The sequence below is a fragment of the Pseudomonas marginalis genome, assembly GCF_900105325.1.
Classification (GTDB): Bacteria; Pseudomonadota; Gammaproteobacteria; order Pseudomonadales; family Pseudomonadaceae; genus Aquipseudomonas; species Aquipseudomonas marginalis.
Genome location: NZ_FNSU01000003.1, coordinates 166,174 through 185,351 on the forward strand (window position 1 = coordinate 166,174; position 19,178 = coordinate 185,351).

Here is a 19,178-nt window from a genome sequence, read left to right on the forward strand (position 1 = left end):
GACAGAGAGGTTATGGCAGGGCGTAGGCGATCACATAGTCGCCACGGTCGGTGGACTGGCGCGCACCGCCGGCGGTGACGACGATGTACTGCTTGCCGGTTTTCGGCGACACGTAGGTCATCGGGCCGCCCTGGCTGCCGACGGGCAGGCGGGCCTTCCAGATTTCATCGCCGTTGCCGCTGTTGAAGGCGCGCAGGTAGAAGTCCTGGGTGCCGGCGATAAAGATCAGGCCGCCCTGGGTCGACAGCGTGCCGCCGAGGGTCGGCAGGCCGATCCTGATCGGCAGGTGCATGCGGATGCCCAGGGGGCCGGTGTCTTCAACGGTGCCCACCGGCACTTGCCACGCGACTTTCTGGGTCTTCATATCGATGGCGGTGAGGGTGCCGAACGGCGGCGCCTGGCACGGAATGCCGGCCACCGACAGGAAGCGGTTTTTGTTCACCGCATACGGCGTGCCCTTGAGCGGGACCGCGCCCATGCCGGTGTTCAGCGCTTCGCCACCGGACGAGGACTGGGCCTTGTTCTGCGACGGCAGCATCTGGATCCACAGGCCCAGGCGCATGTCGTTGACGAAGATAAAGCCATGCACCGGGTCGGTGGAAATGCTGCCCCAGTTCATGCCGCCCAGGGACCCCGGGAAGCTCAGGGATTTATCCGTGCCCGGCGCGGTGTACAGGCCGTCGTAGCGCATGCCCTTGAAGTCGATGCGGCACAGCAACTGGTCGTACGGGGTGGCGCCCCACATGTCCGACTCGCTCAGGGTCTGCGCGCCGATCTGCGGCATGCCCACAGACTTGGGCTGGGTCGGCGAGTAGGGTTCGTTGGGGATGTTCGCGGCTTTGACCGGGACTTCCTTGACCTCGGTCAGCGGCTGTCCGGTGGCGCGGTCGAGTACATAGATCTGCCCGGCCTTGGTGCCGATTACCACTGCGGGTACCGCCTTGTCACTGCCCGGTGGGGTGAAGTCGATCAGGCTCGGTTGCATCGGCAGGTCGAAGTCCCACAGGTCATTGTGGACGGTCTGGTACACCCACTTTTCAGCACCGGTAGAGGCATCCAGCGCCAATACCGAAGCGCCGTATTTGTGGTTGAGCTGAGTGCGTTCCACACCGTAGATGTCGGTGGACGAGCTGCCCATCGGCAGGAAGACCGTGTTCATCAACGGGTCGTAGGACATCGGCGCCCAGCTGTTCGGTGTACTGCGCACGTAGGTCTTGTCGCCGGTCGGGGCCTGTTTGTCTTCCGGGTTGCCCGGGTCGAAGGCCCAGCGCATTTGCCCGCTGATCACATCGAAGCCACGGATCACACCGCCGGGCATGTCGGTTTGGACGTTATCCGCGACGCGACCACCGACCACCACGGTGGTGCCGGCGATCAACGGTGCGGACGACAGCTGGTAGTAGCTGTCCGGCACATTGCCCAGGCCGGCTTTCAGGTCCACCTGGCCATGGGTGCCGAAGTCTTCGCAGAATTTGCCGGTGTCGGCATCCACGGCGATCAGCCGTGCATCGATGGTGTTGGTCAGCAAGCGACGCTGGCACTGCGCACCGGCGGGAACGCTGGCGGCGATGATCGGCGAGCTGTTGGGCTGGGTCGGCTGGGCAATCGGCGCGGTGGCGTCGAAATACGCCATGCCCCGGCAACGCTGCCACACCGCCGACTTGGCGTTGACTTCGTTCTTCCACAGCTCTTTGCCGGTGTCGGCGTCGAGGGCGATCAGGTTGTTGTGGGGCGTGCAGATAAACACTTTGTTGCCGATCTGCAGGGGCGTCAGCTGGTCTTCGGCACCGTTGCCGTCGCTGAGGGCCACGTCACCGGTGTGATAGGTCCAGGCCACCTTGAGCTTGTCGACAGTGTCGCGGTTGATCTGGTCCAGCGCGGCGAAGCGGCTGCCCCCTTCGGTGTTGCCGTAGTGGGCCCAGTCTTTCTGCGCGTCGGCCGCGGCCACGGGCGTGATGCCTGGGCCCGCACCGGTCGGCGCGACGCTGGGATGGGCGACAAACATATTGCCCGCCGCCACCGCCACGCCCACCGCCAACACGGCGGCAACGCCATAGGCACCGCGCGCGGGCCGGCCGGCCAGCAGCGGATACACCAGCGCCACCACCAGGCCGATGGCCGCAAACATGAACAGCCGCGAGAACAGCGGCCAGAACACCAGGCCCACATCCGCCACCGCCCAGATGGCCGTGCCGATCAGGAACGCGGCGAACAACCATGCACCGGCGGTGTTGCGCCGGGCAATCAACAGGCCGGAAACCGCCATGGCCACGCCGCCGATCAGGAAGTACCAGGAACCGCCGAGGCTCACCAGTTTGGCGCCGCCAACGGCCAGCGCGAGGCCGAGCAGGGCGATGATTACGCCCAGGCCCAGGAGTAGGAATCTAGAGACGCCAGTGGCGCGCGATGCTCGTTTCATGTCGAAAGGACTCGAGTGAGAGAGGGCAAAGACGCGATTTTAGCAATATAAGTAACCAGATAGTACATTTTGCCGCGTGCACAGCGATCCAATCCTCTTTCTGTCCGGTCAATCAGCATTCAAGGGGGGGGCGCCCGCCAGGAAACATTTATTAATACATACCCGCCCTGATTGGTTATACGACGTCGTATCAATTGTGTTCGACTATCTCCGCTCTCACAAAAACAACAACGGAGACTCCCCTATGACCGATTTCCCTTCGATAGAAGGCAAGTCTGCCGCACCCGTAAGCGGCCATGTTGTACGACTACTCAAGTTATTAGGCCCAGGCGTGATCGCCGTCCTGTCTTGGCTGGGGGCAGGCGATTTGATTACTTCCTCCGTTGCCGGCGCGAATTACGGCTACGCCATGATGTGGGTGCTGGCGGTTTCTCTGCTGCTCAGGTACCTGATCGTCAACATCATTGCGCGCTTTCAACTGTGCAATAACCAAGGCATGACGATCCTTCAGGGTTATGCCCAGTTGAACCCGTTCTTCGCCTGGTTCCTGCTGGTGTACGCGCTGCTGATGGGGCATTTGATGAATGCCTACATGATCAAGGGGGCGGGTGAAGCCCTGGCCATGCTGTTCAAGACCGACTATGCGCTGCTGTGTTCGGTGGCGGTGGTGCTGGCGGTGTGGCTGCTGGTGGGGCGCAATATCTATTCGATGATCGAAGGCGTGATGAAAGGCCTGTTGGCAATCATGACCCTGGCGTTCATTGCCTTGGCGGTGATGTCCGGGCCGGATATGGCGGGCATTGTCAAAGGGACTATTGGTTTCAGCATTCCGCCGGATGAGGGCGTACACGGGGCGTTGCTGGTGGCTGTCTCGGTGATCGGCGCGGTGGCGGGCTCGATTGCCAACTTCGTGCACCCTTATGTCATGCGCCAGAAAGGCTGGGTCGGCCCACAGCACAAGCGCATCCAGCGTAACGACCTGCTATTCGCCGTGTTCGTCGGCATTGTGATCAATCTGGCGATCTGGATTGTGGGCGCCGAGATCCTGCGGCCCAACGGTATTGAAGTGAAGACCTTGGGCGACCTGGGCAAGGCGCTCGAAATCTTCTTCGGCCCGATCGGCTGGTACATTTTCTTTATCGGTGTATTCGCTACGCTGTTTGCCAGCATCTCCGGCAAAACCACGGCGTTTCCGATGCTGATCACCGATGCCTTCCAGCACGTACGGCCTGGACGCCGGGAGCGTTACGGCAAAGAGTTCCACCATGACCCGATGCACAAGTGGTTCATGTTGTTCATCCTGGTGACCCCGCTGATCTGGTCGCTGCCGGGCATGCCGGACTTTGTCACGCTGACCATCGGCGTCAGCGCGTTGAACATCATTGGCCTGCCGGTAATTTCCCTCGGCTTGCTGATTATGTCCAACCAGAAGTCGCTGCTGAGCAAGGAATACCGCAATAACCTGTTCGAGAACATTGCGCTGCTCTTCGCCACGGGGCTGGCGCTGTGGGTCGCGTTCCAATTGGGTGTCGAACTGTTCAGTTGATGACCGGGCGGGCAGGCGTCGCAGCTGTTTGGCGCGACGCCTGCAAGCGATCAACGAAACGCCGGCACCACCTGTTCGATAAACAGCGCCAACGACTTCTTCTTCTCGGCATGGGGCAGGCTGTTGTCGCACCAGAAGCTGAACTCATCCACGCCCAGTTCCTGGTAGTAGCGGATGCGCGGGATGATTTCTTCGGCGGTGCCGATCATTGCGGTCCTGTGCAGGCTTTCCAGCTCGAACTCTGGGCGGGCAGCGAATTTTTCTTCCGGGCTCGGTGCCAGGAAGCCATTCACCGGCACCTCTTTATTGCCGAACCAGGCATCGAAGGTGCGATAGAACTTCGAGATCGCCTTGGCCCCGACTTTCCAGCCGTCCGGATCATCGGCGGCATGCACGTGGGTGTGGCGCAGCACCATCAGTTGCGGGCGCGGTACGCCGGGATTGTTGTCGAGGGCGGCCTGGAATTTGTTTTTCAGGTCGAGGACTTCTTCGTCGCCCTTCATCAGCGGCGTGACCATCACGTTGCAGCCGTTGGCGACTGCGAAGTTGTGCGAGTCCGGGTCGCGGGCGGCGATCCACATCGGCGGGTTGGGCTGCTGGATCGGCTTGGGCACGCTGGTGGAGGTGGGGAATTTCCAGATGTCGCCGTCGTGGGCGTAGTCGCCTTTCCACAACGCACGCACCACCGGCACCATCTCACGCAGCGCCTGGCCGCCGCTGGAAGCGGGCATGCCGCCGGCCATGCGGTCGAATTCGACCTGGTAAGCACCACGGGCCAGGCCGACTTCCATGCGTCCGTTGCTGATCACGTCGAGCAAGGCGCATTCGCCCGCCACCCGCAGCGGGTGCCAGAACGGCGCGATGATGGTCCCGGCGCCCAGGTGAATGGTGGTGGTCTTGGCCGCGAGGTAAGCCAGCAGCGGCATCGGGCTCGGCGAGATGGTGTATTCCATGGCGTGGTGTTCGCCAATCCATACGGTGCTGAAACCGCCGGCCTCGGCCATCAGGGTCAGTTCGGTCAAGTCTTCGAACAACTGGCGGTGGCTGACACTTTCGTCCCAACGCTCCATGTGTACGAACAGGGAAAACTTCATGACGCTTACCTCTAATCTGTTGTTATTTTCCGCAAATACCGGGTTTGCAGGGAGGGTCAGGCAGGCACGGGCAGGGTACCCATTTTGCCGTGGCAATACACCAGTGGACCATTGGCCTGCTCTGGCACGATCAGGTTCTTTACCGAGCCGACCATAATCGCGTGGTCGCCGCCTTCATATTCGCGCCACAGCTCACACTCGATCACTGCAGTGGCATTCGCCAGGATCGGGTTGCCCAGTGCGCTGAGCGTCCATTCGATGCCTTGGGCCTTGTCTTTGCCCTTGCGCGCGAAGGCGTAGGCTTCATTTTGCTGTCCGCCCGACAAGACGTGGATGGCAAAGTGCCTGTTCTTGATCAGAATGGGATAGGAGTCGGAGCTGTAATTGGGGCAGAACAGCACCAGGGCCGGGTCCATGGACAGCGAGCTGAACGCGCTGGCGGTGAGGCCGACGATCTGCCCGTCGTCATCGAGCGTGGTAATCACGGTGACCCCGGAAGGAAACGAACCCATCACTTGTTTGTAGATGGTGGCATCGATCATGTGACGGTCCTCTGGCGGTGAAACGGTTTTTATCGGGTTGTAGGTATGATGGTATACCGTAATACAAAGCTTGCAAGCGCTTTTTTAAATCCCTGATAAACGTCTTTTGTGGCGAAATATTCAATGAATACGGGGTGTTAGGTTTAAAAATCAAGGAATCAATACGACAAGGAACCGGATCAGTTGCAGGTAAAACCAGCGGATCAGTCTTGTGAAAATGTTGGAATACCATAATATGGTGTTCATCTGAGGGGCGGCCAGAGAGCTCCCCCGGTTTGGCGTCAAACAACTATAAGATCAGACAAACGCGAGTTCATTTCCATGCCCCAGATGTCCCGGCAAGACCCCCTGATCGAGCATCACACGGTCGATTACGTCCCCCTCGCAGAGCGCCATGGAAAGGCCCGCGACCTGTTCACCTTATGGTTCAGCACCAACATCGCACCACTGCCGATCGTCACCGGTGCCATGGTGGCCCAGGTGTTCCATCTCAATCTGGCGTGCGGCCTGCTGGCGATTGCCCTCGGGCATTTGCTCGGCGGCATCGTGATTGCCCTCGCATCGGCCCAGGGCCCGCGCATGGGCATCCCGCAGATGGTGCAGAGCCGTGGCCAGTTCGGCCGTTACGGCGCGCTGCTGATCGTGTTCTTTGCCGCGCTGATCTACATCGGATTTTTCATCTCCAATATCGTCCTGGCCGGCAAGTCCATCGTTGGCATCGTGCCGTCGGTGCCGGTGCCGGCGAGCATCCTGATCGGCGCCCTCAGCGCCACCGCCATCGGCGTGATCGGCTACCGCTTTATCCATACCCTCAACCGCATCGGCACCTGGGTGATGGGCAGCGCGTTGCTGGCCGGTTTTATCTACATCTTCGCCCATGACTTGCCGGCAGATTTCCTGACCCGTGGCGGCTTCAACGCCGCTGGCTGGTTGGCCACCGTGTCGCTGGGGGTGATCTGGCAGATCAGCTTTTCGCCCTACACCAGCGACTACTCGCGCTACCTGCCGGCGGATATCGGCATCACCCGGCCGTTCATTGCGACCTACTTGGGCGCCACCCTTGGCACCATCCTGTCCTTCGCCTTTGGCCTGGTAGCTGCACTGGCCACGCCCGAAGGCACCGAAGCCATGGTCGCGGTCAAGCAAGCCACCGGCTGGCTGGGGCCGATCCTGATGGTGCTGTTCCTGCTCAATATCATCAGCCACAACGCCCTGAATCTGTACGGCGCGGTGCTGTCGATCATCACCTCGGTGCAGACCTTCGCCAGCCAGTGGACCCCGAGCATCAAGGTGCGCGTGCTGCTGTCGGGCGTGGTCCTGGCCGGTTGCTGCGTGGTGGCGTTGGGTGCCTCGGCGGACTTCATCTCGCAATTTATCGGCCTGATCCTCGCGCTGTTGCTGGTGCTGGTGCCGTGGGCGTCGATCAACCTGATCGACTTCTACATCATCAAGCGCGGGGTCTATGACATTGCCTCGATCTTCCGGGCCGATGGCGGGGTGTATGGGCGTTTCAACCTGCATGCGATCGTGGCGTACTTCATCGGCATCATCGTGCAACTGCCGTTTGCCAATACGTCGCTGTATGTGGGGCCGTGGGCCAACCTGGTGGAAGGCGCGGACCTGTCGTGGCTGGTGGGACTGGTGGTGACGTGCCCGTTGTATTACTGCCTGGCGACACGTCAACACACCCGGAAGGTCAGGGCGGCGCGGTTGGGCTACACCGACTGAGCCACTCCGCCGAACTCCTCCAACGCATCCCGCAACGCGCCCTCGAAGTATTCCTTCGAGGCGCGATCCCAGAGGATATGAAACGCCGGCAGCTCCACACTCCCTGTGTGGATGACAATCGCATTGACCCGCGCCACCGACGTCTGCGCCACCGCTCCCGGCTTGAAGGCCGGGAAATTGAGATCGACCCCGCACAGCTTGGCCATCACCTGCGCAATCAGGCCCCCGCTGAGTCGCACACAGGCATGGCTGTCCTGGCGCGGCAGCAGGTAATTGGCACGGTGGTCCAGTTCCCAACGCGCTTCTTCATCGGCAATCCGTTGCCCCTGATCCTGCGGGCTGCCCAGCACCAGGTATTCGTTCTGCGACAGGCGCGCCACCCAACTGCCGTCCGCTTGCGCGCTGGCTTGGTTGGGCGCGCCCGGCAACGTGAAGCCGCGCGCGGTAAGGTACTCGGTGCTTTGTGCGCCGCGAAAGCCGACCCGGGGCAGGTCGGTCTGGTCCTGCAACTGGCAGGGCGGCGTGAACACTTCGTGGGCTTTCAGACTGGTCATGGCTTAACCCTCCTGGCGTTGGTTGGTGGGGTCGAAGAACGGCAGTTGCACCACCTCGGCCTGGACGACGATGCCGCCCTCGACGCGAATCGGAATGCGCTGCCCCGGTGTGCTCTGGTCGATCCCGGCGTAGGCCAGGCCGATGATGCGGCCCAGGCTGGTGGAGTATTCGCAGGAGGTGACGTTGCCGCTGATGTCCGCGCCGTTGAGTACCAGGTGGCCTTCCAGCGGTTGCACGCTGCCCTTGGGCAGGCTGAAGCCCACCAGTTTGCGTTTCAGCGGCTGGGCTTCGAGGATGTCCACCGAGCGGCGGCCGACGAAGAACGGCTTGTTGCGGCTGACCGCCCAGCCCATGTCGATTTCTGCCGGGTGAGTCATGCCGTCGGTGTCCTGGCTGATGATCACGTGGCCTTTTTCCAGGCGCAGCAGGCGTTGGGTTTCGACGCCGAAGGGGCGAATGTCAAAGGCCTTGCCGGCCGTCATCAACGCGTCCCACAACGCCAGGCCGTGGCGTGCCGGTACGTGGATTTCATAGCCCAGCTCGCCGACAAACCCGACCCGCAGCAAGCGCGCCTTGATCCCGGCCACCGTGCCCTGGCGCACGCCCAGGTAGGGGAAGCCTTCGGCACTGAGGTCGAGGTCGTTGCACACCTGCTCCAGCACCTTGCGCGAATCCGGCCCGGCCACGTTCACCGCACAGATCGCTGCCGTGACGTTGGTCACGTCCACGTCCAGGCGCCACTGTGCGTTCCACTTGAGCATCTGCTGGTAGATGCGGTCGACGCCGCTGGTGGTGGCGGTGACGTAGAAATGCTTGTCGGCCAGCCGCGCGCACACGCCGTCGTCGATCACCACGCCGTGTTCGTTGGTCATCAGCGCATAACGCGAGCGGCCCACCGGCTGCTTGAGGAACGCGAAGGTGTACATGCGGTTGAGCAATTCGGCGGCGTCCGGGCCGCGCACGTCCAGGCCACCGAGTGTGGACACATCGATCAGACCGACCTTGTTACGCACATGCAGCGCTTCGGCCTGCATGCACGCTTCGCGGTCCTGGGGCTTGCCGTAATAGGCCGGGCGCTGCCAGATACCGGCGGGCATCATCTTCGCCCCGGCTTGCACATGGCGCGCGTGCATCGGCGTTTGGCGGTAGGGGTCGAAGGCGCGTCCGGCGACATGGGCGAGTTTCTCCGCCACGAACGGCGGCCGTGCGGTGGTGACCCCGGTTTCGCTGATCGTGCGCTGGGTCGCCCAGGCCACCAGCCGTGCGGTCGGCAGCGCCGAGTGACGTCCCTGGGACGGACCCATGCCGACCGTGGAGTAACGCTTGACCAACTGCACATCGCGGTAGCCGATGCGGGTGGCGTTGACGATATCCGCCACTTGCAGGTCTTCGTCGAAGTCGACGAAATCCTTGCCCTTGGGGTGCGGGAAGATCGGCCAGTGGAAGTTGACCTGGGCTTCGCTGCGCAGCGCTGCAGGCGGGCTCGGGCTGTTCAAACCGAGGGCGCACAGGCTGTCGGCGGCGGCGTTGGACCCATCCGCCAGCACATTGTCCAGTTGATGCCGACCGTGTACGGAACCGGCCACGCCCAGGTTGCGCGGCAGGCCACTGAGGCTGAACTCCGCTCGCGAGTCGTCATAGGCCAGCTTGCCACCGGCCTGGCACAGCAGCTGATAGACCGGCATATAACCGGCCGACATGCACAGCAGGTCGCAGTCGATCACTTGCCCGCTGGCGCTGACCTGGCCCTGGCCGGTGATCTGGCGCACATCGACGCCTTTCACATGGCGCAGGCCTTTTTCATGCAGGGCCTCGAACACGGTGCTGTTGCTCAGGCACGGGATCTTGCGCTGGGCCAGGGCACCCGGCAGGGCTTTGTCCGCCGGGGCGTGACGCAGGTCGATCACGGCGGCCACGTCCACGCCCTGGTCATGCAGGTCGAGGGCGGCGAGGTAGCCGTCATCGTTGCCGGTGAGTACCACTGCGCGCTTGCCGGGCTTGACCGCGTAGAGCTTCATCAGGCGTTGCGCGGCGCTGGTGAGCATCACCCCCGGCAGGTCGTTGTTGCGGAAGACCACCGGTTGGTCGAACGAACCGCTGCACACCAGGCACTGTTGCGCGCGCACTTTGTACAGGCGCTTGCCCTGGATCACCGGCAGGTAGTTGTCGGTGAACCAGGCATTGCAGGTGGCGTCGGTGAGCACCTGGATATTCGCGTGTTGCTGCACCGCGCCGAGCAACTCGCGGCGCAGGGTGTCGGCACGGGTGCCGGCAATATCGAAGCGCGCGTAGGTCAGCGACCCGCCGAGGATCGGCTGCTGCTCGATCAGCAGCACCTTGGCGCCGGCATTCGCGGCGGTCAGCGCGGCCTGCAAGCCAGCGGGGCCGGCGCCGATCACGGCGAGGTCGGTGAACAGGTAGGCCTTGTCGTAGTACTCGGGTTGGAACGTCAGGTCGAGCACGCCCAGGCCGGCCTTTTTGCGGATGATCGGCTCCCAGACTTTCCACATGCCCTTGGGCTTGTAGAACGAACGGTAGTAGAAACCCACTGGCATGAACCTGGAGAACTTGCCCAGGTAGGCGTCCTTGTCGTTATCCAGCGAGCCGTTGACGTTCTGCGCCGTCACCGCCAGGCCGGCGGACAGCGCGTGGGCATCGGCCAATACGTTGGGTTCGCGGGGCAGTTGCACCAGGCTGTTGGCGTCATGGCCGGCCATGGTCAATGGGCCGCGTGGGCGGTGGTACTTGAACGAACGCGACATCAGGAAGCGCCCGTTGGCGAGCAGCGCGCTGGCGATGCTGTCGCCCTGCAAACCTTGGTAGGGCAGGCCGTCGAAACTGAAATCGAGTGGCTGGTCACGCTGGATCAGCAGGCCCATGGGGGCGGGGAGGCGGTTCATCCGGCGATCTCCTTGGCGGTGGTGAAGTCGACGCGGGTAGTGAACACTTCGCGCGGATCGAAGGTGCGCAGGATCTCGTCGGTGACCGTGTGGCGTTCGGCGAGGAACCAGTAACTGGACGGCGTGTGCATCCACCATTCGCGCACCACACCGGCGAGGTTGTCGGTGTTGAACACGTAGTCGGCCCATTCGGCATCGCTGCAGGTCAGCGGGTCGGGCATCGGTTTGAATTCACCGCCGTAGGTGAACTCGCTGATATTGCGCGGCCCGTTGAGCGGGCAAATCATGATTTTCATCGTCTGCTCTCCGTCAGTGGCTGGCCGCTGTGGCGCCCATTTCGTTGACTTGCTGGAAGGTCGAGAAACGTTCGAGGCCGAAGGGCTTGATCAAGTCCGGCACCTTGCCGCCGCTGGCGACCAGCTCGGCCATGGTCTTGCCGCAGATCGGCGTGGCCTTGAAGCCCCAGGTGCCCCAGCCGGCGTCGAGGTAGTAATTCTTCAGCGGCGACAGGCCCATGATCGGGCTGTAGTCGGGGGTCATGTCGGTGATCCCGGCCCACTGGCGCATCAACTTGGCGTTGGCCAGGAACGGAAACATCTCGATGGCATGGGCCAACAGGCTTTCCTTGAGGTCCAGGGTCGAGCGCGTGTTGAACAGCGGGTACGGGTCGGAACCGCCACCGAACACCACTTCGCCACGGCTGGTTTGCTGCACGTAGCAGTGCAGGGCCGAGGAACTCACCAACGGGTCGAGGAACGGCTTGAACGGCTGGGTGACCATGGCCTGCAACGGGAAGGTCTGGATCGGCGAACGGATACCGGCCTTGGCCATCAGCAGCGAGCTGTGCCCGGCAATCGCCTGCACCGCGCAGCCGCACCGGATGGTGCCGCGATTGGTTTTCACCGCGGTGATGGCGCCGTTTTCGATGATCAGGTCCTGGACTTCGGTGAGCTGATGGATTTCCACGCCGCGCTTGGCCGCCTGCTTGGCGTAGCCCCAGGCCACGGCATCGTGACGCGCGGTCGCGCCGTCGATATGCCAGAGCCCGGCGATCACCGGCAAGTGGCCGGGGTCGAGGTTGAGGCTGGGCACCAGCTCGCGGATCTGCTGGCGGTCGATCATCTCGGTACGCCCGCCGAAGTGCTTGTTGACCTCGGCGCGCTGGCGGAACGAACGCACGGTGGCGTCGGTGTGGGCCAGGGTCAGTTGGCCGCGCTCGGAGTACATGATGTTGAAATCGAATTCGTTGGACAGCGACTGGAACATCTTCACCGACTCGGCATAGAAACGAACGCCTTCGCTGGTGAGGTAGTTGGAGCGGATCACCGCCGTATTGCGCGCGGTATTGCCGCCGCCCAGGTAGGCCTTTTCCAGCACCGCTATATTGGTGATGCCGTGGTACTTGGCCAGGTAGTAGGCCGTCGCCAGGCCATGGCCACCGGCGCCGATGATCACCACGTCGTAACTCGACTTGAGTGCCTTGGGCGGTGGCAGGTCCACCTCCACCGGGTACTCCGAACTCAGCCCGTATTTCAATAGATTGAATGGCATACGGCCTCCGATTGGCTGCGTAGGGCGTGGTGTTGCGCCAGGGCGGCGGCCACGGTGTTTTTCATCAGGAAGGCAATGGTCATCGGCCCGACACCGCCGGGCACCGGGGTGATGGCGGCGACATGGGGCAGGGCGCTGTCGAAGTCGACATCACCCACCAGGCGGCTGCGGCCGTCGTCGTCGATGCGGTTGATGCCGACATCGATCACCACCGCGCCGGGCTTCAACCAGCTCGCGTCAATCAAGCGGGCGCGGCCCACGGCGGCGATCACGATATCGGCCTGGCGACACAGGGCCTGGGCGTCGTGGCTGCGCGAATGCAGCACGGTCACCGAGCAATCCGCCTTGAGCAGCAGCGCGGCCATGGGCTTACCGACGATGTTCGAACGGCCGATTACCACCGCGTGTTTGCCACGCAGGTCGCCGCAGGTTTGCTCCAACAGATACAGGCAACCGCTCGGGGTGCATGGCGTGAGCACTGCGCGGCCCTGGCTGAGGCCGCCGACGTTCTGGCTGTGAAACCCATCGACGTCCTTGTCCGGCGCGATGGCCTCCAGGGCGCGCAGTTCGTCCATCTGCGCCGGCAACGGTAATTGCAGGAGGACGCCGTGGATCGCAGGGTCGGCATTCAATTGGCCGATCAGGATCAACAAGTGTTCGGTGCTGGTATCGCCGGGCAGGCGATGCTCCACGGAGCGGATGCCCACCTCTTCGGCGCGCAGGATCTTGTTGCGCACATAGACCTGGCTGGCCGGGTCGCTGCCCACCAGGATCACCGCCAGCGCCGGTTGAATAGCCTGCCCATGCAGCCGCGCCACGTCCTCGCGCACTTGCAGCAGCACGCGCGCCGCGGCGGCTTTGCCGTCGATCAGTTTATGCGCGCTCACCGGAACACCACCGTTCTGTCCTGATTGAGGAAGACCCGGTGCTCCAGGTGGTACTTGACCGCCTTGGACAGGGCCACGGTTTCGGTGTCGCGGCCGATGGCGACCAGGTCGTCGGGCTTGTACACGTGGTCGACGCGCTGCACTTCCTGCTCGATGATCGGGCCCTCATCCAGGTCGCTGGTCACATAGTGCGCGGTGGCACCGATCAACTTCACACCGCGTTGATACGCCTGGTGATAGGGCTTGGCACCCTTGAACCCGGGCAGGAACGAATGGTGGATATTGATCGCCCGCCCCGACAGTTGCCGGCACAGGTCGTCGGAGAGGATCTGCATGTAGCGCGCCAACACCACCAGCTCGGTGCGGGTGTCGTCGACGATCTTCATCAGCTCGGTTTCCTGCGCGGCCTTGTTGTCCCTGGACACCGGCAGGTAGATAAAGCGAATGCCCTCGCGCTCGGCCATCGGCCGCAGGTCGAGGTGGTTGGAGACGATGGCGGTGATGGTCATGTCCATCTCGCCCTTGTGGTAGCGGTAGAGCAGGTCGGTGAGGCAGTGGTCGAACTTGCTCACCATCAGCATCACGCGCATCGGCTCGCGGGTGTCGTGCAGCTCCCACTGCATGTCGAAGGCCTGGGCGACATCGGCGAAACCGTCTCTGATCTCTTGCAGGTCGCCTGTGTGGCCATCGTTGAAACGGAACACGGCACGCATGAAAAAGCGGCCGCTGAAGTCATCATCGAACTGCGCCATTTCCCCGATGTAGCACGCCTTGTCCGCCAGGTAAGTGGTGACGGCAGCGACGATGCCGGACACGGCGGGGCACGTCACCTTGATGATGAAATGGTTTTTTTCGTGTTGCATGACACGTCCTCGGGATGATGGCGGCAGCTCATCGCATAGCGAAAAAATGTCTGAGGACAGCAGGCTCATTCCTTGAGCGCGTTTTCTTGTGGGGAATAAAATATTCCTGAAGTGGCTTTATAGGGGAATGGGGGCAGGGCGTCCAGGGTTTTTGGGAAAGTTTTTTAACTGAGGGGAAATTTTTGGGCTGGGCGCCACCAGTCACTATAGGACTTCGCCCCACACTCGCGGGTGGACGCGGTTAGAAATGGGGGAGGGGGGCTTGCCCCCGATGGCGGCCTCTGGGCCGACTATTTTTTTGGATTGGACCGGGTACATATCCGTTGCTGCGGTAACGGCGGCTTAGGGTTCCGCCCTTACGGCGGCTCACTTTTGGAAAGGCCCAAAAGTAAGCAAAAGGCCTTCGCCCCAACACTCGGTGCCTCGCCTAGGCTCGGCATGCCCTCACTCCGGCTTTGGAGCGTGGGCCGCCGCGATGGGCCATCCATGGCCCAGCGCGGCTAACCCGGCGTCCTGCCGGGTTACCCACGCTCCAAAGCCTGCGTTCGGCCAGCGTGTTTGACGGGGCGATGCCAAATCAAAAACAAAAGCGAGGCGGCCTTAAAGCCGACCTGATTATTGAAGCGTACGCGGTGTGGCTTCTACTTCCTTAATCGCTGACGAAGTCAGCAATCTTTTGATCTGCTCTGGCTCTGGCTCTGGCTCTGGCTTTTGATCTTGATCTCAGGCGCCCCGTTAACCACGCTGGCCGAACGCAGGCTTGAATCCGTGGGTAACCCGGCAGGACGCCGGGTTAGCCGTCCTGGGCCAGGGATGGCCCATGACGGCGGCCCACGGATTCAAGCCTGCGTTCGGGCATACCGAGCCTAGGCGAGGTACCGAGTGGTGGGGCAAGAGCCCTTTGGTTACTTTGGGGCTTTTCCAAAGTGACCCGCCGTAAGGGCGGAACCAATAGCCGCCGTTACCGCAGCAACGGATATGTACTCACCCAAACCCCAAAAAGCGGTCGGCCCAAAGGCCGCCACGGAACCAAGCTCCCTCACCCCAAAGAGATTTTTCAGCCTGAAAGTTGTGTAGATACCCATGCCCCGATGAGGGCGTGTCAGTTGATGCATCTGTGGCTGACCCACTGCAATCGGGGGCAAGTCGAACCGTCGCACCGCCCCTCCCACAGGTTGATCTGCATACATCCGGTAGACCTTGCTCCGATGTTTGATCTTAGCCGGCCGTGACCTGAACAACGGATATGCCCACGATCACTCCTTATCCCCCCCATAATTCATGATCGACAACAACCGAATCGGCACCCGCACCAACTCCTCCGGCCCATGGGGAATCTCGCCCTCAAACGTCAAGCTGTCCCCGGCCTCCATCCGATACAGCTGGTTGCCATGCCGGTAAATCAACTCCCCCTCCAGCAAATGCAGAAACTCCGTCCCTGGATGGGCAAAGGTCGGAAACTCCTCACTGGCGTCATCCATGCTGACCATGTACGCCTCGAAGCTCTTCTTCGGTCCGCGCGTGTGGTTGAGCAGGTGATAGGTATGCCCTTTCTCGGTCCCCCGGCGCACCACTTCCATGCCCTGGTCGGCCTTGACCAGCAAGGCGCTGCCATCCTGCTGGTCGTATTCGCTGAATAATTTCGACAGCGGCAGCCCGAGCACATCGCACAGGCGGCTCAAGGTATCGAGGCTGGTGGAGACCTGGGCGTTCTCGATCTTGCTCAACATGCCCTGGCTGATATCGGCAATCTTCGCCACGTCGGACAGCTTCAGGTCCTGGGCCTGGCGCTGGCGTTTGATCTGCAGCCCCAGGTATTGCTCGAGCTTGAGGCGCGGGGCGGTTTCGGTGGACATGATCATCGGCTCCTGCACGGTTTCCGTTCAGTAATATTATTTTCGCACTGGGAAAGTGCAAGGTCTGGCGCTTGAAGGCCACCCCGCTGTGCGTATTCCTGCGGGGAAAAGAATTTTCCCATATATACAGCACAAAAGCGCAGCTCCACCCACTTCGATGTGTCGATCGCGATTATGGCAAGGGTATTGCATTCCTGTAGGGAAACTAACTTTCTTTTTAGGAATAAAAAGACAGCCTAGGCCCACCCACACGGTTTTGCCTTTCGCGAGGAGTGACACGCAATGTTGCCAGCAGAAACCCAGCGCATCATCGATAAGCACGGGATCAAATACGTGCTTGCGCAGTTTGTGGATATACACGGTGCGGCCAAGACCAAGTCGGTGCCCATCTGCGGGCTCAAGGCGGTGGCCGAGGAGGGCGCGGGGTTTGCCGGGTTTGCCATCAGCGGCATGGGCATGGAACCCCATGGCCCGGACTTCATGGCGCGCGGCGATCTGTCGACCTTGACCCCGGTCCCCTGGCAGCCAGGTTATGGGCGCGTGGTGTGCGTCGGGCATGTCGACGGCAAGCCTCATCCCTACGACAGCCGCTACGTGCTGCAGCAACAAGTGCAGCGCCTGCAGGACAAGGGCTGGACGCTGAACACCGGCCTGGAGCCCGAGTTCAACCTGATGCGCCGCGACGAGCAGGGCAAGCTGCAACTGGTGGACCCCAGCGACAACCTCGACAAGCCTTGCTACGACTACAAGGGCCTGTCGCGTTCGCGGGTGTTCCTCGAGCGCCTGACCGAAGCCTTGCAGGCGGTGGATTTCGAGGTCTATCAAATCGACCACGAGGACGCCAACGGCCAGTTCGAGATCAATTACACCTACAGCGACGCCTTGACCTCCGCCGACCGTTTCACCTTCTTCCGCATGGCCGCCGGCGAGATCGCCAATGACCTGGGCATGATCTGCTCCTTCATGCCCAAGCCCGACCCGAAACGCGCCGGCAACGGCATGCACTTTCACCTGTCGATCAGCAGCTTTGATAACAAAAACCTGTTCCATGACGCCAGCGACCCGAGCGGCATGGGCCTGTCGAAACTCGCCTATCACTTCGCCGCCGGATTGCTCGCCCATGGCCCGGCGCTGTGTGCGTTCGCCGCGCCCACGGTCAACTCCTACAAGCGCCTGGTGGTCGGCAACTCGTTGTCCGGTGCCACCTGGGCCCCGGCCTTTATTGCGTTTGGCGCCAACAACCGCTCGGCCATGGTCCGCGTGCCGTATGGCCGCCTGGAGTTCCGCCTGCCGGATGCCGGCTGCAACCCCTACCTGGTCAGCGCCGCGATCATCGCCGCAGGCCTGGACGGTATCGATCGCCAGCTGGAAATCGACCACGTCTGCAACGAAAACCTCTACAGCCTGAGCCTCGAGCAGATCGCCGAGCGCGGCATCAAGACCCTGCCGCAATCCCTCAAGGAAGCCTGCGACGCGCTGGAAGCCGACGCGCTGTTCGCCGAAATGCTCGGCCCGCAGATCGTGGGCGAGTTCATCAAGCTCAAGCGCATGGAGTGGGTGGAGTACAGCCGCCATGTGAGCGACTGGGAAATCCAGCGCTATACCGAATTTTTCTGACACCGTGTGACGGAGACTTGTTATGTGTGGAATCGTAGGCCTGTACCTGAAGAATCCGCAGCTGGAACCCCAGCTCGGCCAGCTGTTTGAACCCATGCTGCAAGCCATGACCGACCGTGGCCCGGACAGCGCCGGTTTCGCCATCTACGGCGATGAAGTCGCCGATGGCTGGGTCAAGCTGACCCTGCAAGCCACCACCGAAGCCTTCGATTGGAAAGGCTTGATGGGCGAGCTGGAAGGGCGCCTCGGCTGTTCCCTGGACTGGTTCCAGAATGCCAGCGCCGCCGTATTGAAGATCCACGCCGACGAAACCCCGGTGCGCCTGGCCCTGGCCGAACTGGCGCCGAGCGTGCGCATCATGAGCGCCGGGCAGAGCATCGAGATCCTCAAGGGCATGGGCCTGCCCCAGGAAATTTCCCAGCGTTTCGGCCTGGCAAACATGCAGGGCAGCCACATCATCGGCCACACCCGCATGGCCACGGAAAGCGCGGTGACCATGGAGGGCAGTCACCCGTTTTCCACCGGCGCCGACCTGTGCCTGGTGCACAACGGCTCGCTGTCCAACCACTTCCGCCTGCGCCAGGAACTCAAGCGCGAAGGTATCCACTTCGAAACCGACAACGACACCGAAGTCGCCGCCGGCTACCTGACCTGGCGCCTGCAACAGGGCGACTCGCTCAAAGAGGCGCTGGACCATTCCCTGGAAGACCTCGACGGCTTCTTCACCTTCGCCATCGGCACGCGCAACGGCTTTGCGGTGATCCGCGACCCGATTGCGTGCAAGCCGGCGATCTTGGCCGAGACCGACGACTACGTCGCCATGGCCTCCGAATACCAGGCGCTGTCGAGCCTGCCGGGCATCGAGAACGCGCGGATCTGGGAGCCGGCACCGGCCACGTTGTACATCTGGGAACGCCCGTCAGCTTAAGGAGCGCACACATGAAAACCATCGATCTTTCCACCGCCACCGTGCGTGACCTCAACCAGGCGCTGCACGCCCAGGCCATCGACAACGAGTGGCGCGTGACCCATTCCAACGGCAAGCACAACCTCGCGGTGGGGGTGAACCAGGCCGTGTCCATTGATATCGAGGGCCACGCCGGCTACTACTGCGCGGGCATGAACCAGCAGGCCTCGATCACCGTGCACGGCAATGTCGGCGTGGGCTGCGCCGAGAACATGATGTCCGGCTCGGTGCGCGTCAAAGGCAGCGCGTCCCAGGCGGCCGGGGCCACGGCCCATGGCGGTCTGCTGGTGATCGAGGGCGACGCGGGCGCGCGTTGCGGGATCTCCATGAAGGGCATCGACATCGTCGTCGGCGGCAGCATTGGCCATATGAGCTGCTTCATGGGCCAGGCCGGGCGCCTGGTGGTGTGCGGCGACGCCGGCGATGCGCTGGGAGATTCGCTCTACGAAACCCATATCTACGTGAAAGGCACGGTGGAGTCCCTGGGCTCGGACTGCGTCGAAAAAGAGATGCGCAGCGAGCACCTGCAAGAGTTGCAGGAACTGCTCGACCGCGCCGGTTTCGCCCACCAGGCGGCGGATTTCAAGCGCTACGGCTCGGCCCGTCAACTCTACAACTTCAAAGTCGATAACGCCTCCGCGTACTGATCAGGA

15 protein-coding genes are annotated in these 19,178 nt (G+C 62.3%); 5 read left to right on the forward strand and 10 right to left on the reverse strand.

The features are described from left to right. Nucleotides 1-10 precede the first annotated feature (10 nt). Nucleotides 11-2,419 carry a glucose/quinate/shikimate family membrane-bound PQQ-dependent dehydrogenase gene (locus BLW22_RS10205; protein WP_074846024.1) on the reverse strand — a complete coding sequence of 803 codons (2,409 nt, stop codon included), beginning with the start codon at nucleotides 2,417-2,419 and terminating at the stop codon, nucleotides 11-13. 244 nt (nucleotides 2,420-2,663) lie between these two features. On the opposite strand from BLW22_RS10205, the gene BLW22_RS10210 reads away from it, so the two are divergent. Continuing rightward, nucleotides 2,664-3,965: an Nramp family divalent metal transporter gene (locus tag BLW22_RS10210; RefSeq protein WP_074846027.1), complete on the forward strand. Its 1,302-nt coding sequence runs from the start codon at nucleotides 2,664-2,666 to the stop codon at nucleotides 3,963-3,965. Nucleotides 3,966-4,015: 50 nt separating this feature from the next. Here the strand turns inward: BLW22_RS10210 and BLW22_RS10215 are convergent, their stop codons facing one another. Continuing rightward, nucleotides 4,016-5,059 carry an LLM class flavin-dependent oxidoreductase gene (locus BLW22_RS10215; RefSeq protein WP_065925517.1) on the reverse strand — a complete coding sequence of 348 codons (1,044 nt, stop codon included), beginning with the start codon at nucleotides 5,057-5,059 and terminating at the stop codon, nucleotides 4,016-4,018. Between the two features lie 56 nt (nucleotides 5,060-5,115). Beyond that, nucleotides 5,116-5,601: a flavin reductase family protein gene (locus BLW22_RS10220; RefSeq protein ID WP_065925516.1), complete on the reverse strand. Its 486-nt coding sequence runs from the start codon at nucleotides 5,599-5,601 to the stop codon at nucleotides 5,116-5,118. A gap of 321 nt (nucleotides 5,602-5,922) precedes the next feature. On the opposite strand from BLW22_RS10220, the gene BLW22_RS10225 reads away from it, so the two are divergent. Continuing rightward, nucleotides 5,923-7,329 carry a purine-cytosine permease family protein gene (locus BLW22_RS10225; protein WP_074846029.1) on the forward strand — a complete coding sequence of 469 codons (1,407 nt, stop codon included), beginning with the start codon at nucleotides 5,923-5,925 and terminating at the stop codon, nucleotides 7,327-7,329. Here the strand turns inward: BLW22_RS10225 and BLW22_RS10230 are convergent. From BLW22_RS10230 to BLW22_RS10270, 7 genes are all read right to left on the reverse strand, one after another. Further along, entirely contained in the window at nucleotides 7,317-7,883 is a 567-nt protein-coding gene (locus tag BLW22_RS10230) for a sarcosine oxidase subunit gamma (protein WP_074846031.1), read from the reverse strand. The genes BLW22_RS10225 and BLW22_RS10230 overlap by 13 nt on opposite strands. Before the next feature lie 3 nt (nucleotides 7,884-7,886). Next, nucleotides 7,887-10,784 (reverse strand): 2Fe-2S iron-sulfur cluster-binding protein, encoded by a 2,898-nt coding sequence (locus tag BLW22_RS10235; RefSeq protein ID WP_065925513.1) that lies wholly within the window; start codon nucleotides 10,782-10,784, stop codon nucleotides 7,887-7,889. Continuing rightward, nucleotides 10,781-11,080 (reverse strand): sarcosine oxidase subunit delta, encoded by a 300-nt coding sequence (locus BLW22_RS10240; protein WP_065925512.1) that lies wholly within the window; start codon nucleotides 11,078-11,080, stop codon nucleotides 10,781-10,783. The genes BLW22_RS10235 and BLW22_RS10240 overlap by 4 nt, the downstream gene beginning before the upstream one ends. Before the next feature lie 13 nt (nucleotides 11,081-11,093). Further along, a complete protein-coding gene (locus tag BLW22_RS10245) occupies nucleotides 11,094-12,335 on the reverse strand; it encodes an FAD-dependent oxidoreductase (RefSeq protein ID WP_074846033.1) in 1,242 nt (413 codons plus the stop codon). Next, nucleotides 12,317-13,222 (reverse strand): bifunctional methylenetetrahydrofolate dehydrogenase/methenyltetrahydrofolate cyclohydrolase FolD, encoded by a 906-nt coding sequence (gene folD, locus BLW22_RS10250; RefSeq protein WP_065925510.1) that lies wholly within the window; start codon nucleotides 13,220-13,222, stop codon nucleotides 12,317-12,319. The genes BLW22_RS10245 and folD overlap by 19 nt, the downstream gene beginning before the upstream one ends. Next, nucleotides 13,219-14,085, reverse strand: coding sequence for a formyltetrahydrofolate deformylase (gene purU, locus BLW22_RS10255; RefSeq protein ID WP_065925509.1), 867 nt, complete (start codon nucleotides 14,083-14,085; stop codon nucleotides 13,219-13,221). Before purU ends, folD begins: the two co-directional genes overlap by 4 nt. A gap of 1,256 nt (nucleotides 14,086-15,341) precedes the next feature. Beyond that, a complete protein-coding gene (locus BLW22_RS10270) occupies nucleotides 15,342-15,941 on the reverse strand; it encodes a helix-turn-helix domain-containing protein (RefSeq protein ID WP_041161149.1) in 600 nt (199 codons plus the stop codon). Between the two features lie 282 nt (nucleotides 15,942-16,223). On the opposite strand from BLW22_RS10270, the gene glnT reads away from it, so the two are divergent. The 3 genes from glnT to BLW22_RS10285 are packed head-to-tail and all read left to right on the forward strand — an operon-like array spanning nucleotide 16,224 to nucleotide 19,172. Beyond that, nucleotides 16,224-17,558, forward strand: coding sequence for a type III glutamate--ammonia ligase (gene glnT / locus BLW22_RS10275; RefSeq protein ID WP_074846035.1), 1,335 nt, complete (start codon nucleotides 16,224-16,226; stop codon nucleotides 17,556-17,558). A 22-nt stretch (nucleotides 17,559-17,580) separates the two neighbouring features. Continuing rightward, the gene (locus BLW22_RS10280) at nucleotides 17,581-18,486 is read left to right on the forward strand and encodes a class II glutamine amidotransferase (RefSeq protein WP_065925860.1); all 906 of its coding nucleotides are present in this window, start codon (nucleotides 17,581-17,583) and stop codon (nucleotides 18,484-18,486) included. A gap of 11 nt (nucleotides 18,487-18,497) precedes the next feature. Continuing rightward, nucleotides 18,498-19,172 carry a GltB/FmdC/FwdC-like GXGXG domain-containing protein gene (locus tag BLW22_RS10285; protein ID WP_027603580.1) on the forward strand — a complete coding sequence of 225 codons (675 nt, stop codon included), beginning with the start codon at nucleotides 18,498-18,500 and terminating at the stop codon, nucleotides 19,170-19,172. Nucleotides 19,173-19,178: the final 6 nt, after the last annotated feature.